The 14,790-nt window shown below is 29.4% G+C and carries 15 protein-coding genes; 1 reads left to right on the forward strand and 14 read right to left on the reverse strand.

The genetic code is table 11. From position 1 onward, the window contains the following. Positions 1–203: 203 nt before the first annotated feature. Positions 204–470, forward strand: coding sequence for a 30S ribosomal protein S20 (gene rpsT, locus BN2665_RS15845; RefSeq protein ID WP_055668064.1), 267 nt, complete (start codon positions 204–206; stop codon positions 468–470). Positions 471–514: 44 nt separating this feature from the next. Here rpsT and holA read toward each other — a convergent pair whose 3' ends face one another. The 14 genes from holA to BN2665_RS15915 all read right to left on the reverse strand — a co-directional run bounded on the left by holA (position 515) and on the right by BN2665_RS15915 (position 14,777). Continuing rightward, entirely contained in the window at positions 515–1,537 is a 1,023-nt protein-coding gene (gene holA / locus BN2665_RS15850; RefSeq protein WP_055668065.1) for a DNA polymerase III subunit delta, read from the reverse strand. Between the two features lie 92 nt (positions 1,538–1,629). Next, complete coding sequence (locus BN2665_RS15855) at positions 1,630–3,390, reverse strand: ComEC/Rec2 family competence protein (protein ID WP_055668066.1); 1,761 nt, start codon at positions 3,388–3,390, stop codon at positions 1,630–1,632. Continuing rightward, positions 3,383–3,679, reverse strand: a complete 297-nt coding sequence (locus BN2665_RS15860; protein WP_055668067.1) for a hypothetical protein — start codon at positions 3,677–3,679, stop codon at positions 3,383–3,385. Before BN2665_RS15860 ends, BN2665_RS15855 begins: the two co-directional genes overlap by 8 nt. Positions 3,680–3,795: 116 nt before the next feature. Further along, positions 3,796–6,381 carry a P-type ATPase actuator domain-containing protein gene (locus BN2665_RS15865; protein WP_055668068.1) on the reverse strand — a complete coding sequence of 862 codons (2,586 nt, stop codon included), beginning with the start codon at positions 6,379–6,381 and terminating at the stop codon, positions 3,796–3,798. Between the two features lie 115 nt (positions 6,382–6,496). Beyond that, positions 6,497–6,856: a stage V sporulation protein AE gene (gene spoVAE / locus BN2665_RS15870; RefSeq protein ID WP_055668069.1), complete on the reverse strand. Its 360-nt coding sequence runs from the start codon at positions 6,854–6,856 to the stop codon at positions 6,497–6,499. 35 nt (positions 6,857–6,891) lie between these two features. After that, positions 6,892–7,905 (reverse strand): stage V sporulation protein AD, encoded by a 1,014-nt coding sequence (spoVAD, locus tag BN2665_RS15875; protein ID WP_055668424.1) that lies wholly within the window; start codon positions 7,903–7,905, stop codon positions 6,892–6,894. Between the two features lie 33 nt (positions 7,906–7,938). Further along, positions 7,939–8,397, reverse strand: coding sequence for a stage V sporulation protein AC (spoVAC, locus tag BN2665_RS15880; RefSeq protein ID WP_055668070.1), 459 nt, complete (start codon positions 8,395–8,397; stop codon positions 7,939–7,941). Positions 8,398–8,511: 114 nt separating this feature from the next. After that, positions 8,512–9,267, reverse strand: coding sequence for an RNA polymerase sporulation sigma factor SigF (sigF, locus tag BN2665_RS15885; protein ID WP_055668071.1), 756 nt, complete (start codon positions 9,265–9,267; stop codon positions 8,512–8,514). Positions 9,268–9,276: 9 nt separating this feature from the next. Then, positions 9,277–9,705, reverse strand: coding sequence for an anti-sigma F factor (gene spoIIAB / locus BN2665_RS15890; RefSeq protein ID WP_055668072.1), 429 nt, complete (start codon positions 9,703–9,705; stop codon positions 9,277–9,279). Positions 9,706–9,717: 12 nt separating this feature from the next. Further along, positions 9,718–10,053, reverse strand: coding sequence for an anti-sigma F factor antagonist (spoIIAA, locus tag BN2665_RS15895; RefSeq protein WP_055668073.1), 336 nt, complete (start codon positions 10,051–10,053; stop codon positions 9,718–9,720). A gap of 175 nt (positions 10,054–10,228) precedes the next feature. Further along, a complete protein-coding gene (locus BN2665_RS15900) occupies positions 10,229–12,523 on the reverse strand; it encodes an AAA family ATPase (protein ID WP_055668074.1) in 2,295 nt (764 codons plus the stop codon). 363 nt (positions 12,524–12,886) lie between these two features. Continuing rightward, positions 12,887–13,327: a 4Fe-4S binding protein gene (locus tag BN2665_RS15905; protein ID WP_055668075.1), complete on the reverse strand. Its 441-nt coding sequence runs from the start codon at positions 13,325–13,327 to the stop codon at positions 12,887–12,889. Next, on the reverse strand, positions 13,327–13,767 hold the full coding sequence (locus BN2665_RS15910) for an NADH-quinone oxidoreductase subunit B family protein (protein ID WP_055668076.1): 441 nt from the start codon (positions 13,765–13,767) through the stop codon (positions 13,327–13,329). Before BN2665_RS15910 ends, BN2665_RS15905 begins: the two co-directional genes overlap by 1 nt. 23 nt (positions 13,768–13,790) lie before the next feature. Next, positions 13,791–14,777: a respiratory chain complex I subunit 1 family protein gene (locus BN2665_RS15915; protein WP_055668077.1), complete on the reverse strand. Its 987-nt coding sequence runs from the start codon at positions 14,775–14,777 to the stop codon at positions 13,791–13,793. Positions 14,778–14,790: the final 13 nt, after the last annotated feature.

Genomic DNA, 14,790 nt, shown 5'->3' on the forward strand with positions numbered 1-14,790 from the left:
TCACTCCCTAATAAGTTATATAAATATTTTTAGTAATTTTCTTTAAAATTATTTATGAAACTAGATTTTAAAATCTCTAAAGTTAAAATAAGGTATTGAAGTATTAGAAGAATAATGCTATAATATCCTTTGTTAAATAGTAGACTCGTACGCAGATTCCCCAAACTGCAGAGACCCTATTAAAATAAAGGGGGTGAAACACAATGGCAAATATAAAATCAGCTAAAAAGAGAATAAAAGTGACTGAAGCTAAAACATTAAAAAATAAGATGATAAAGTCAGCTTTAAAAACTGTAATAAAGAAGTTTGAAACTGCATTAACATCAAATAATGTTGAAGAAGCTAAAGCTTCTTTCAAAAGTGCAGCAAAGGCTTTAGATATGGCTGCTTCAAAGGGAGTATTACATAAAAATAAAGCTGCTAGAAAAAAATCAAGATTAGCTGCAAAGTTAAATGCTTTATCAGCATAATAAATAAACCGGTATTTTTTACCGGTTATTTATTATGCCTTTTTTTACATTCTAACAGTATTAATTATTAGAAGTTCCATTTCTGTTTTTTTATCATTGCCAGAAGTTTTTAATATTCTTTCAGTATTTAAGCATAATTCAAGACAAGTTTTTAATTGCTTTAATGTGAATTTTTTGCTTTGAAACATAAGCTTTTCTGCAATAAAAGGAAGTAGTCTTAATTCCTTTGCAATAATATCTTTATTTTTTCCTTCATTTACAGAAAACTTTATACTTAGCAATAGCTTAAATTGCCTTTCTATCATAGAAAGAATTCCTAGAATGTTTTCTCCTCTGAATACCAATTCATTTAATATATCTAGAGCTTTTTCTGGCTTTTTTTGAGATAAAAAGTCCACTAAATCAAAAATATCATTATCACTTTTTTGAGGTGATAGTTTTGATATATCCTCTTTTGTTATGCTTCTACCTTCTGTATAATAAATTAATTTTTCTACTTCGTTTTCAATGATATCCATATTATTATCAATATTATCACAAAAGAACTTTAATTCTATCTTTCCTATTTCTCTATTTTTTTCTGAAAATAAATTATTTACTTTTTTATATAGTCTTTCTCCTTTTAACTTATCACTCTTCACTAAGCAACATTTTTTTTCTAATTTTTTTACTCTATTGCTTGGTTTCTCTCTTTCTTCTTCAAATAAATAATATAATATAAGAATGCAGTGCTTAGGTACATTATCCACATACTTTTGAAGCTCTTCAAATTTTTTAGTACCTTCTTTATCACCCTTATCCTTTAAAAATTCTGCTCTATATACTAGAACTACCTTTTTGTCACTCATAAAAGGCAATGTTTCACAAGCATTTAAAATTTCATCAAAGGTCACATTACTACCCGAGAACTTAATTAGATTTAAATCTAGAAATCCATCATCTATAACAGAATTAATTATATTATTTACACTTTCCTTTATAAGCTTTTCATCTATACCACAAAAAATATAGCAATTTTCAATAATATTCTTTTTTATATTATTCTCTAAAGTTTCAATATCTATCATGCGATCCAGCCTCTCAAATAGATTTAGGCATCTAAATAAAAATAGCTAGTCAAATATGATTAAACTGATTAATTATTTTTAAGATACCTTAATTATGGAAAATTATCTATTACATAAACACTATCATTGAATATGTATATGGTTTTTAAATTTTCTACATTAAAACTGTATTCCTCAGTATTTGCATCAACTCTAATTATATCAGATTCTTTATAAGTTATTAAGGGTAAATCCTTATTTTTATCTTTAGATACTATTATGTTTTTCTTCTTTTTAGTATTTATATGAACATTAAAAGATTCTATATCCTTTTGAAGGGTTATAAATGTCTTATTCTTTAATATTAAATTTATATCTTCTTCTCCTAAAACTAACTTTTTCTGAACTTTCAATGTGTTTAATATTTCTTCTCTTTTTATAGGATTATTAGCTATTAATACATTGCTATTCTTATATTTAAATAAAGCAAATACATCCTTTCCATATTTAAAATATTCAATAGTAGGTATAAAACAATAGTATTGAATTATTGCTAACAATAATAGCGTTAAGGGGAAAAGCTTAATTCTTTCATATCCTTTTTTATATAATCCATAGGAAATATACAAAGCTAAGATTATTATGCCATCTAGATAACTTAAATAACTTGTGGAAAATCCAATATTATTAAAAAGAATATATCCTCCCTCCAAGGCTGAAAAGCATAGTTTTAAGAGAAAAATAATCATACTATTTATTACAGCAATATTGCCAAGTATAAAATACAAATTACCTAATATTAATATTGCTGTGTAAAATGGAATAAGTATAAGATTGCTTAAAATAAAATTTAAATTTATGCTTTTAAAGGCGAACACTGAGTAGGGTAAAGAGAATACTTGAGCGCTTAAAGTAATTGCTAGAGGATCTTTTATAAAACTTGGTAACTTATATAAAGTTCTTTTTATTTTCTTGTAGAATAAAAGTATACCTAAAGTAGCAAGATAAGATAGATGAAATCCCATGTCAAAAGATAAATATGGCTTTATGACAAGTAAAATTATAGCTGAAAAAGCTAAGGAAGACATATTATCATATTTTTTATATATCTTACTTGAGCATTTTAGTAATATTATCATAAATAAAGCCCTTAATGTAGGAGCCTTTGCACCTGTTAATATGGAATATAAAACTGTTATTATAATAGAGACCTTATAGCTAAAGAGTTTTTCTATTATCTTATATATCATAGCTATATGAAGACCTGAAACGCTTATTATATGTGATATTCCTAAATCTCTAAACAAATTCTTCTGTTCTTTTTTTATATTGCTTGCCTCTCCAAAGCATATACCACTAGTAAGCGCAGCATTTTCCTCACCTATAGAACTTACAAGACTATTATAAACCTGCTCTTTTAATAAATTTATTTTATAAATATAGTCTTTTTTAAAGCTATGATTTTCAGCCACATATAACTTTCCTATTATTCCAAACTCATATTTAGGACTTTTTTCTATATATCCGCTTACATTAATCAATCCATTTTTGTAGCTTTCGAAATCAATGTTATCTATTATAACTTTTTTACCTTTATAAACACCTAAAGTATCTAATCCAAGCTTTCCTTCTACTCTTATATTTTCTTTGAATAAATAAGCGTTAAACTTGTTAAAATATATATAGGTATTTACCATTGAAAATATAGCAAATAATATTATTATAAAGGCTTCTTTGAAGGTAAGATGCATAAATAAAATAAGAAAAAGTGCAGCTAGCACTGCACCTAAAATAAAAAATTTATTCATAAAGCATACTGATATAACGGAACCTAAAAACACAGCTACAGAATAATATATTAAAGGTCTAGTCATAAAATATACCCATACTATTAAAATCTGGTATTTCATAGGATTTATTGCTTAAGCTTTTGTTATAATCTACGGTTAAAAATATCTTTACCATATTGGTATTCTCATCGTAGCTTACATCATGAACTGTAGGTATTCCATCCCTACTTTTAACTGTAAAATAATTATTTACCAAATCCTTTGCACTTTCTTTAGTTAAACTATCATAGCTAAAAAGATAATCCTCTGATGGCACATTCAAGCATATAGTCTTCATATCAGAAAAAGTCGTTTCAAAAATATTATTAAACATAAAAAGCACCTCCCATTTATATTTTAACCACTAAGAAGATTATTTAATCTTATATATGTATGCCTTAAAATATAAAAAACTCTTGCTATAGTTTCAACAAACCATAGCAAGAGTTTTTAGGATGCCTTATATAAATTTTTTATAAATACCTTGTTTAATAATACAAAGAAAACTATTATTACTAAATCAAAAGCAAACATATGTAGATTTAGTTTAATATGGAAAAATTTACTCAGTATTAGTATTCCTAGTAAAATAATGAATGATAAACTCAACGTTAAATAATAAATAATATTTTTATTTAGGCTACATAAAGAAAAAGTAATTATTGCATAGATAAAACTAATTATTATAAAAGTATTTAATACAGCTGCATCGTTATTACTACTTGTAGTAACTACATAATAATAGGCTAATATGATAATAGGCAATACTATTAAAGGAATAAGGATATTGTTCATACCTTTTTTTCTTATAAATAACCTTTCGTTTATGGTTGATTCTTTCTCTTTTAATGCCTTTACATTCTCATTGCTTAAAATTACAAAAGAGCATAGAGGCACTATAACACTATTTAGATACAATATCATATATGGATTTAAAGCATCTACATTAAATAGGGTAGTTATAGATAAAACTAAAAATATATTTAATAAAAATGTGATGCAGATAAAATTTATGCAATCATTAATATTACTAATAAAACTTTCACTATATTTTATTAGCTTAACAAAGTTTCTAAAATAATTATCTTTGATATGAATATGACTCAGCTTCTTTACTAAGGTGCTGCATTCCTCTCCTACAGCTAAGCTTATATGAGAGGTATTCATAGAAGGTAACTCGGTGAAATTAGTTCCAGCTGTAGCGATTTTATATCCTTTATCTTTTAATAACTTTACAACCTTAAGTTTATGATTGCTATTTATTCTTGAGAAAATTTTTATTTTATCTGCTACGGTGCTAAAATCCTTTTCTGGAATAAAATCCATTTCTATACCAGATAATACACTAGTTAAAGAATTTATATATTGTATTTCTTTACCCATGGCATAAGAAGAAAGCTTATTATCTTCTGTAGAAAATGCTACTTTAATATTTTTAGCTTCACAATATTTAATATCCTCCATAATCTCTTCATTAATTGGATTATGAAAGCCTATTATTCCTACAAACACTAAATTACTTTCTATATTTTCATCAGGACTAGGTTCATAATTAAAATTTCTATAGGCAAAACCCATAGTAATTAATCCCTCTTCCGATAATTTTATGTCTATTTCTCTTATAGCATCTATTTCCTCTATACTTAATTCTTTTTCAACGCCGCTTCTCATAATGTGAGTACATCTATCTAATATTACATCTAAAGCACCCTTTATATTAGCTCTATAATTTTCATCAAATTTGTTTACTGTGGTCATAATTCTCTTATCACTATCGTAGGATAGTTCAAATATTCTTTTTTGATTGCTTTCTAAATCATATTTATACATTTCATTTTCAGAACCTAGTTTAAGCAGAGCTATTTCTATTATACTCCCTTTAGAAGTTCCTTGTTCAAAGTTAAATTTAGCATCATTACAAAGTAATCCTATATTTAAAATTCTCTCCAGATTTATATCCTTTTTTAATTTTGTCTTTTGAATATCATATAGATTATCATCAGTATATATTTTTTTAATATTTACATCGCTTTTAGTTAATGCGCCAATCTTATTCATAAATATATAATTTATTTGGGGAAGAAGGGTTAATACTGATATATCTTTAATTTCAATATCTTTATATTGAAGATCCTTCTCTGTTTTCATTATAAAAAACCCAAAAACTAATATTATACATGAGGAAATTCCTGCTAAAAATATATTTTCTACATTTACTAATATATAACTAAGAGTATTATGGCTATAATAGTTCATTATAATGGCATAAATACAAGATATCGCTATGGTTATAATGGATATCTTATTTACTATTTTATTAAAAGAGGAATTTATATCAAATTTATCTGATTCAGGCTTAGTAAGCATACTTACTATTCTACCAATTTGGGTATTCATTCCTACAGCAATTACAATGCCTAATCCAGAGCCTTCCATCACTGTACTTCCTTTAAAGGCTATGTTTTTCATTTCAGAAAGATTTATATCTCGCTCTTCAATTTTTGCTTCATATTTCTCTGATATATAATTTTCTCCAGTAACAGCAGTTTCTTTTATTTTTAGCTCTTTGCTTTCAATAATTCTTAAATCCGCAGGTATAATATAATTTTTTTCTAGTAAAACTATATCCCCTATTACCAGTTCTTCACAACCTAAGGTTAAAACCCGTCCATCCCTTATTACATTAGCATTAGTCTTATTTAAGTTTTCTAAGTCCTTTAATCTCTTTTCATTTTCATATTTTTTCTTTATAACTTGAAATAAAGAAGAAGCAAGTAATAAAATTATTAAAACACTTATTATATAATGGTTATTATAGAGGCTTAATCCAATATTAATTAAAAAAGCAACTACCCATAAACTACAGATATCTTTTAAAACTAATGAAAATAAACTATTAGTTTTTATTATATTAATAATATTCTTTCCTAACAGTTTCTGTCTTTCTTCTATTTCTATATTCTTCAAGCCTATATATATATCACTTTTTAGTTTTTTTACTATAAAATTCCAAGAATTGTTATACCATTCAGTCATATTTAACACCCTTTATAATTGTAGTACTTCTTTTTTATTCGGATGAAAATCATAGTACTTTAGGCATATCAAGAAATAAAGATGGAAGGTTCTGCTGCTGCAAAACCTTCCATCTTTAATCCTTAGTTTTTGGATTAAATATTAAGGCCATTATGTATCCAAACACAATAGCAGCAGTGATGCCTCCTGCTGTACCTTTTATTCCTCCAGTAAAAGCTCCTAGTAGTCCTACTCTATCTACCTCTTTTATAGCAGCCTTTGCTAAGGAATATCCAAATCCAGGTAATGGAACACTAGCTCCTGCTTTTCCAAATTTAATAAGAACATCATATATATTTAAAGCTCCTAATAAAGTTCCCAAAGTCACAAAGCTCACTAGTATTCTAGCCGGGGTTAATTTTGTCTTATCCATTAGTATTTGAGCTACTACGCAAATAAAACCACCTACTATAAATGCTCTAATATAACTTAACATTTAATGTACCTCCATATTATAAAACAATATTTAATTTAAAACTCTATGGCTACTCCATGAGCTATGCCAGGTATTGACTCTCCTTGTAGAGAAGAAGTAGTGCTCATCAAAGCCCCTGTTGAAACCAAAAACACCCTTTTAAATTTCCCCTTTAACATGTTTTTATAAATATACCCGCAGCTTACTACCGCAGAGCAACCACAACCGCTACCTCCTGAACAGGTGTTTTGTTCCTCGTTATTAAATATTCTTTCACCACAATCTATATAGACTTTACTTATATCATAACCATATTCTAACAAGAGCTTTTGTGTTAATTCTCTTCCAACCTTACCTAAATCTCCAGTGGCAATAATATCATAATAGTCTGGATCCCTGCCAGTATCCTTAAAGTGTTTATATAGAGTATCCACTGCAGCTGGAGCCATAGCTGCTCCCATATTATTCGCATCCTTAATACCATAATCTCTTACCATACCAGTAGTAACATAAGTTACTCTAGGGAAATTTCCTTCTTTACCTAAAAGCATTGCTCCAGCACCGGTTACTGTCCATTGAGAGGTTAAGGATCTTTGACTGCCGAATTCTAAAGGAAATCTAAATTGACGCTCCGCAGAACTAAAATGAGAGGAGGTAGATGCTATAACATAGTCTGCGAAACCTCCATCCATTATTAAAGAGGCTATACTTAAAGACTCTGCCATAGTGGAACAAGCTCCATAGAGTCCTACGAAAGGTATATTTATTTCCCTAGCCGCAAAGCTAGATGAAGAAAGTTGATTTAGTAAATCCCCTGCAAATAAATAATTTATTTCATCCTCTTTTAAATTTGCCTTTTGTATAGTTTGAATAATGGCATCATACATTATGCTGCTTTCTGCTTTTTCATAGCTATCTTTTCCATTAGTATCATCCTGAAGGATTACATCAAAATAATCCTTTAAAGGACCTTGACCTTCCTTAGGACCTACTATACTAGTAGTTGCTATAATCCTTGGCTCATGCATTAACATTACAGTCTGCTCTCCTACCCTTTTGTTTATGTGCATTTCTTTCAACTATGCCACATCCCTTCCTTTTAATCATCCCAAAAATTTTATAAAATAATATATCAGTCCAACTAATACAGAAGAGCTTATGCCATAAACTAACACAGGACCAGCTATTGTAAACATCTTAGCGCCTACTCCAAATACAAAGCCCTCTTTTTTAAATTCTATAGCTGGAGATACTATAGAGTTTGCAAAACCAGTTATAGGCACAACGGTACCAGCTCCCGCAATATTGGCTATCTTATCGTAAATACCTATCCCTGTTAACAATGCTCCTATAAATACCATAATAATTGATACCCAGGTGCTTACCTCTTCTGCTGACATTCCCATATTGGTAAATACATTAAAGAAAAATTGGCCCACGTCGCAAATGAGTCCTCCAATTATAAAAGCATAAATACAGTGCTTTATAAGCTTTGGTTTTGGCTCTACACTCTTTGATAGCTTTTGAAATCGAGTTTTTATTTTTTGTTCCTTATTATTCATAAAAAATCTCCTTTAGATTCATTTTCATTAGTTCTATATTTTCAATTATTATTTGCGTTTTTTAAATTTTTAAACATAATGAATCTTCCAAAAAAAAGAATAAGGTCATACACCTTATTCTTTTAATATCTCTTTCATTTTTTTTAATACCTTTTTTTCAATCCTAGATACCTGAACCTGACTTATTCCAAGCATCTTAGCCACTTGTACCTGAGTTTTATCTTTAAAATATCTAAGCATTATTATTTGCCTAGCTTTTATATCTAAATCTCGTAGTGCCTCCTTTAGTGCTATTCTATCTATCATATTATTGTCTTCTTCTACGTTTTCACTTAGCTTATCAATTAGGAGCACTGGAGCACCATCATCTTGATGTATGGTATCATATAGATATTGAAGGCTATTGGCTGATTCAATAGCAAATATTATCTCTTCTTTGTCAATGCCTGAAAACACAGCTAATTCTTCAATAGTTGGTTCTCTATCTAACTTCTTAGTAAGCTCCTCCTTGTCATAGTGAAGCTTTTTCGCAGTATTTTTTACATTTCTGCTTACCTTTATAATACCATCATCTCTTAAAAATCTTTTAATTTCACCTATTATCATAGGCACAGCATAGGTTGAGAATTTAACATTGTAATTAGTATCAAAATTATTAACGGCTTTAATGAGACCCATAGAACCTATTTGAAATATATCTTCATACTCATAGCCCCTATTTAAAAACTTTCTGCTAATGGAAGAAACCAGAGGGAGGTTAATCTCTATGATCTTATTCAAAGCTTCTTTATTTCCGGACTTAGCTAGTTGAATAAGATTAATATTATCATCATAGTCATAAACTTGCTTTTTTAAAATTTCTTCATCCATAAGCGCCACCTAATTTAAAGATTTAAAGATTTTTTTCATTATAATAGTTGTACCCTTTCCTCTTTCACTTTTAACCTCTAAGCTATCCATAAAAGTTTCCATAACAGTAAAACCCATACCTGATCTTTCTAAATCTGGTCTTGAGGTGTATAAAGGCTCCATAGCTTTTGTTATATCTTCAATGCCCTTACCTTCATCTGCAATGATTATCGTTACTTCATTACCTTGAATTTCTGTTTGAATCCTTACTAGCCCTGCTTCTCCTTCATAGCCATGAATTATAGCATTAGTTACAGCCTCCGATACAGCTGTTTTAACATCAGTTAGTTCTTCAATAGTAGGGTCTAGTTGAGATACAAAAGCTGCTACAGCTACTCTTGCAAAGCTTTCATTTTGCGATTTACTAATAAACTCAATTTTCATCATATTATCCCTCATAGTTATTCCTCCTTATATGTGGTTCACCGCATCTTCTACGTTATCAAAAGCTTTTATAATTTTAAACATGCCAGAAAGTTCAAATACTTTTTTAACACTGCCATTGACCTCAGCCACACAGACTCTACCATTTTTAGTTGATAATTTTTTATATCTTCCTATAACCACTCCTATACCTGAGCTGTCCATGAAAGATACTCCAGAAAAGTTTAAAACTAATTTATTTATTTTATCTCTGTCTAATCTATCATCTATTTTATTTCTTACCTCTTCTGAGCTATGGTGATCTAATTCTCCCATTAAAGTAACAATCAATTTATCTTCATTCTTATCAAACTTTAAATACATATGCTACACTCCTAAAATAAATTTAAGAGCAATTCACCTCCTATAATTCTGTATGATTATATATTCTATGCTTATCATTATTTTCCTTCTTTTCCATAAAAATTCCATAAAAAATAATAAAAAGTGGAGGATTTACCCTTTTTCGAGTAAATCGCCCACTTTTTTATAGGCCTCTCTATTTTTTAGTATTAAATTTTTTGATTTCCAAATCTATTATATTGAGTATATCCTCACAGCTATATTTTTCATTAGCCATCATTACTTCTACTGCATCCTCTACACTCTCCATAGTATATATTTTAAAATCTCCTCTTAGTATAGATTCTTCTACCTCTTCATTCAGTACTAGGTCCTGAATATTTGAATGGGGTATGAGCACTGCTTTGCCCTTTACTTCATGAAGCTCTCTGCAAATATTAAAGAACCCCTCTATCTTTTCATTAATGCCGCCTATAGGCTGTACTTCTCCAAATTGATTTATAGATCCTGTTACTGCAACACTCTGCCTTATAGGAATCTTTGTTAAAGCAGATATTATACATACTATTTCTGCAATAGAAGCACTATCTCCATCAATTTTGCCGTAAGTCTGTTCAAAGCTAAGATAAAAATCTACGGGAAGCTTGCTATAGGGATCTATGAAATTATTTAAATAGGCCTTTAGTATATTTATAGCCTTATGATGTATATTTCCACTTAAATTACTTTCTTTCTGTATATCTATGATGTTTCCTTCACCTTTATGGCATACGCAGGTTATTCTCACAGGTTTACCAAATCTATAATATCCCATGTCTATAACAGATAATCCATTTATTGATCCAATTATTTCTTTATCTACATTAACAAGAATTTTCTTGTCCTTATACATTCTAGAGATCTCTTCTTCTATAAATTCTTTATTAATATATACCTTTAAAATATCTGCTGAGCTTATGGTTTTTCTTTTTTCGCTCTTAACTATATTATTAGCTAATATCATTATTCTGTTTATTTCATAGTGGTCAAAATATAATTTATTTTTATCTTCAGCCCTTCTTGAAAGGTACTTTGCTATTTCTTTTAACGCCTTAGGCTCTATATTAAACAATCCATTTTTGTTTATTATATGGTTTATACTTGCAATTAAAGCTTTCTTATTTTCATCGTTTATATCTAACAAAGGATTATATTCTGCCTTTATCTTAAATATCTTCTTAAAATCCTCATCGTAGGAATAAAGCAAATCATAAATCTCATAGTCTCCAATAAGAATGATTTTAACATCCACTTTTATTGGTTCTGGCTTTAATCCACTTAAGGATAATAATTCCAAATATCCTCTATTATAATCTAAATCTACCTTCTCCGTTATCAAGGTTTTCTTTAGGTAATAATAAGCGCTAGCATTGTTCATTAGATCTGTTAAACGCAATATAAGACACCCTTCATTAGCCCTTAATAAAGCTCCGCCTTTTATCAAGGATACATCTGTGACATAAGTTCCATTATGATTTTCATATTCCATAGTACCTATTAGATTATTAACACTAGGATCCCCTTCAAATATTACCGGCGGATAGGAATTAATACTATTATCTACTATAACATTAACTACATGACCATATATTATCTCGTTTATTTTTTCTTCATCTTCCTCAAAACTTGTAGAAAAATTTTCCATCAATTGCTTTTCTATAGATTTGCAGAAAAAATCTAGATATTCTATAGCATTGCTATCTCCTACAAACTCCTCTTTATACTTCTCCTTTACTTTTCCTAAATTACTTTGAAAAAAAGTTTTAAGTATTATTCTTAATTGCTCTAGGGATTCATTTTCTAAATCCTTTAGTTGCTCTAATACCTCTTCAGCATTTACCTTAAGTTTACCTACTTTATCTAATATTTCTTCCTTATATAAGCTTTCTAATCCGTCATAATCTTTTTCTGACATGTTTTCCCCTTCTTTTAAGGGAATAAAGGCAAAACCATTAGTAGTTGGTTTTACATCAAAGCCTTCATTTTTAGCCATATCCATGAGACTACCAATATATTCATTTCTTTTTTTATGAATGCTATCCATTACAGACTCTTTTTCTTTACTAAAAGAGCTATTATAAAATTTAAACACATACTCATAATAGGTATTTTGAAGCTCTTCTATCTTCTCCTTAAAAATAATCCCTTTTCCATTATTTAAGTATATAGCTTTAGGTGTTTTTTCCTCTTCATAGATCACATAGCAAATATCCTTGGGCTTTTCTCTTTTTGAATAGAGCTCTTTTATATATTCCATAAGTGTTTCTAATTTATCCTTTGAAAAATCATCTATAAGATATACATTAAATCCTTCCTTATCTATTTCTAAAGCAGTTTTTATCTTCTTATAAACCTCATTATATTCAGGAATATGATTTTCATCATGATTAAGACTCTCTTCCTCTATGGTTACATCATATATTATTTCCTTTGGAGTTAACTCTCTTTTCATAGCTCCTCACTAACTTATAAAATTGAGTCAAGCATCAAGATGCCTAAATCAACTTTTATGAAGCAGTGTCCCCCTTTCACATTACTAATATAATAATATTCCCAAATACTCAAATTAGTAACAAAAAGTAAAAAAAATGCAAAGCATTTTTTCAATTCTCAATGCACAATGTACAGTTCATAATTATGGTTAACTTTTCTTCGTTGCTCCACGAAAAATCTATGATTAACTTTATGTAACTTAAAAATAAAGCTTACACTAAGTAATTAGCATAAGCTTTATTTTCACATATAAAATTATAAGTTTTTCGTAACGTAGTGGAGAAAAAATTTCTTTAATTGTGAATTGTGAATTTTTAAAAAGCTATTTGCTTTCTAAAGGCTTTTCCACAGCAGCTGCTGCTTCTGCTACAGGCTTAGGAGCTGGTTTAGGCGGTAATTTTTTACAAAAGCTTCCTTCTATGATTAATGTATCTTTATCTGTTACCACCATAGAATACTCTTTACTAAACTCTATAGCCTTTTTACCGCAAAAATCTGCGCACATTCCACAGAAGGTACAAGATCCCATGTCAAACTTCATGGTGATCCTTTGACCATCCTCTACATTTTCTACTGCTTTAGTTATGGAAGCAGGCGAACATACTCTTATGCACATACCGCAGCCTACACATTGGTCTGCTTTAAAAACTATTTTACCTCTATAATTTTCAGGCGCTTCAACAGTTACATAGGGATATTTATTGGTAATTGCAGGCTTAAATAAGCTCTTAAAAGCTTCTTTTATATAGGGCACCTTTCCCATTATTTTATCCCCCTTTTTTCCTTTAATATCTCTACAGCCTTTAATATTCCATCTATCATAGCTTCTGGTTTAGGAGCACAGCCGCCTACGGAGACATCTACATGTACCCATTTATCTAAAGGACCATCTACAGAGTAGCTCCCTTTAAATACATTACAGGACATGGGGCATGATCCTAAAGAAATTACTACCTTAGGTTCTGGAACTTGAGATAGAACTCTAAGCATTCTATCTCTAGACTGAGTAGTAACTGGTCCAGTTACTATAACAATATCTGCATGTCTTGGAGTACCAGTTAATTTTACTCCAAATCTCTCTACATCATATTTAGGTCCTAGTAACGCAATTAACTCTATATCACAGCCATTACAAGAACCTGTGTTTAGATGATATATCCAAGGAGATTTTGATCTGCTTTTCTCTATAAATTTATCTAGCAAGGTGACTCACCATCCTTATATCATTAAAATCCTAAATAAGCAAGTAATAAACTTAATAATGCTAATCCAGTAGGTATTGTCCAGAAAAATTTTAAGGTCTGTTCAACTTTTATTCTTGCTATAACTCCTTTTATAAAGGATATGGATATAGCTACTACTGCAATACATAATATGATAAGTAATATAATATTCAACAATAAATTAACTACATTATTTCCAGTGATTGTACCAAAACCTTTTCCCCCTAGGAATAAAGCTATAAAGAGGCTTGCCATAATAAACATCTTTACTGATTGAGTTAATTTATACATTCCCAAATAAAAGCCGCTATATTCTACTAAAGGACCTTCACAAATCTCTGTCTCTGCTTCTGCCACATCAAAAGGCACGCTTCCTACCTCTGCAGGGATTACTAGTAAAAAAGCAATAGCTGCAGGTATAAGAGACCACTGAAACAGCATTATTCCATTAGAGGCTTGATATTCTTGAATTTTTGCTAAAGAAAAGGTAACGTTGCCATTTAAAGCAAGCCCTGCTTTGGCCCCTACTGCCAATAGTACTATTACTAAAGGCAACTCATAAGATAACATAGTAACCATTTCTCTTGATATTCCTACTCCTGCATAAGGAGATCCTGAAGAAGACCCTCCCATTATTAAAGAAACTGCTGGTATAGTTAATAAGTATATTATAACAATAACGTCTGCAGTATCAGGCTTAAAGTTATAACCAAATATAGGTATAAACAAGGATATGGTTATAACACTTACAATTCCTAAAATAGGTGCTAATATAAATGCTTTTCTTGAAGCTCCTCTTGGAATTATATGATCTTTTCCTACAAGCTTAAAAAAATCATAGAGAGGCTGAGCTAAAGGCGGTCCTACTCTTCTTTGCATCTTTGCTACTATCTTTCTGTCTATACCTGCTAATAAAAGGCCCATAAAGCAACTAAACAGTAGACCTGGAAAAATTAATACGTATATTAAAGTGGTTATTACTGAACTCATATCTCTTCTCCTC

It is taken from the genome of Desnuesiella massiliensis (assembly GCF_001403615.1).
Taxonomy (GTDB): domain Bacteria; phylum Bacillota; class Clostridia; order Clostridiales; family Clostridiaceae; genus Desnuesiella; species Desnuesiella massiliensis.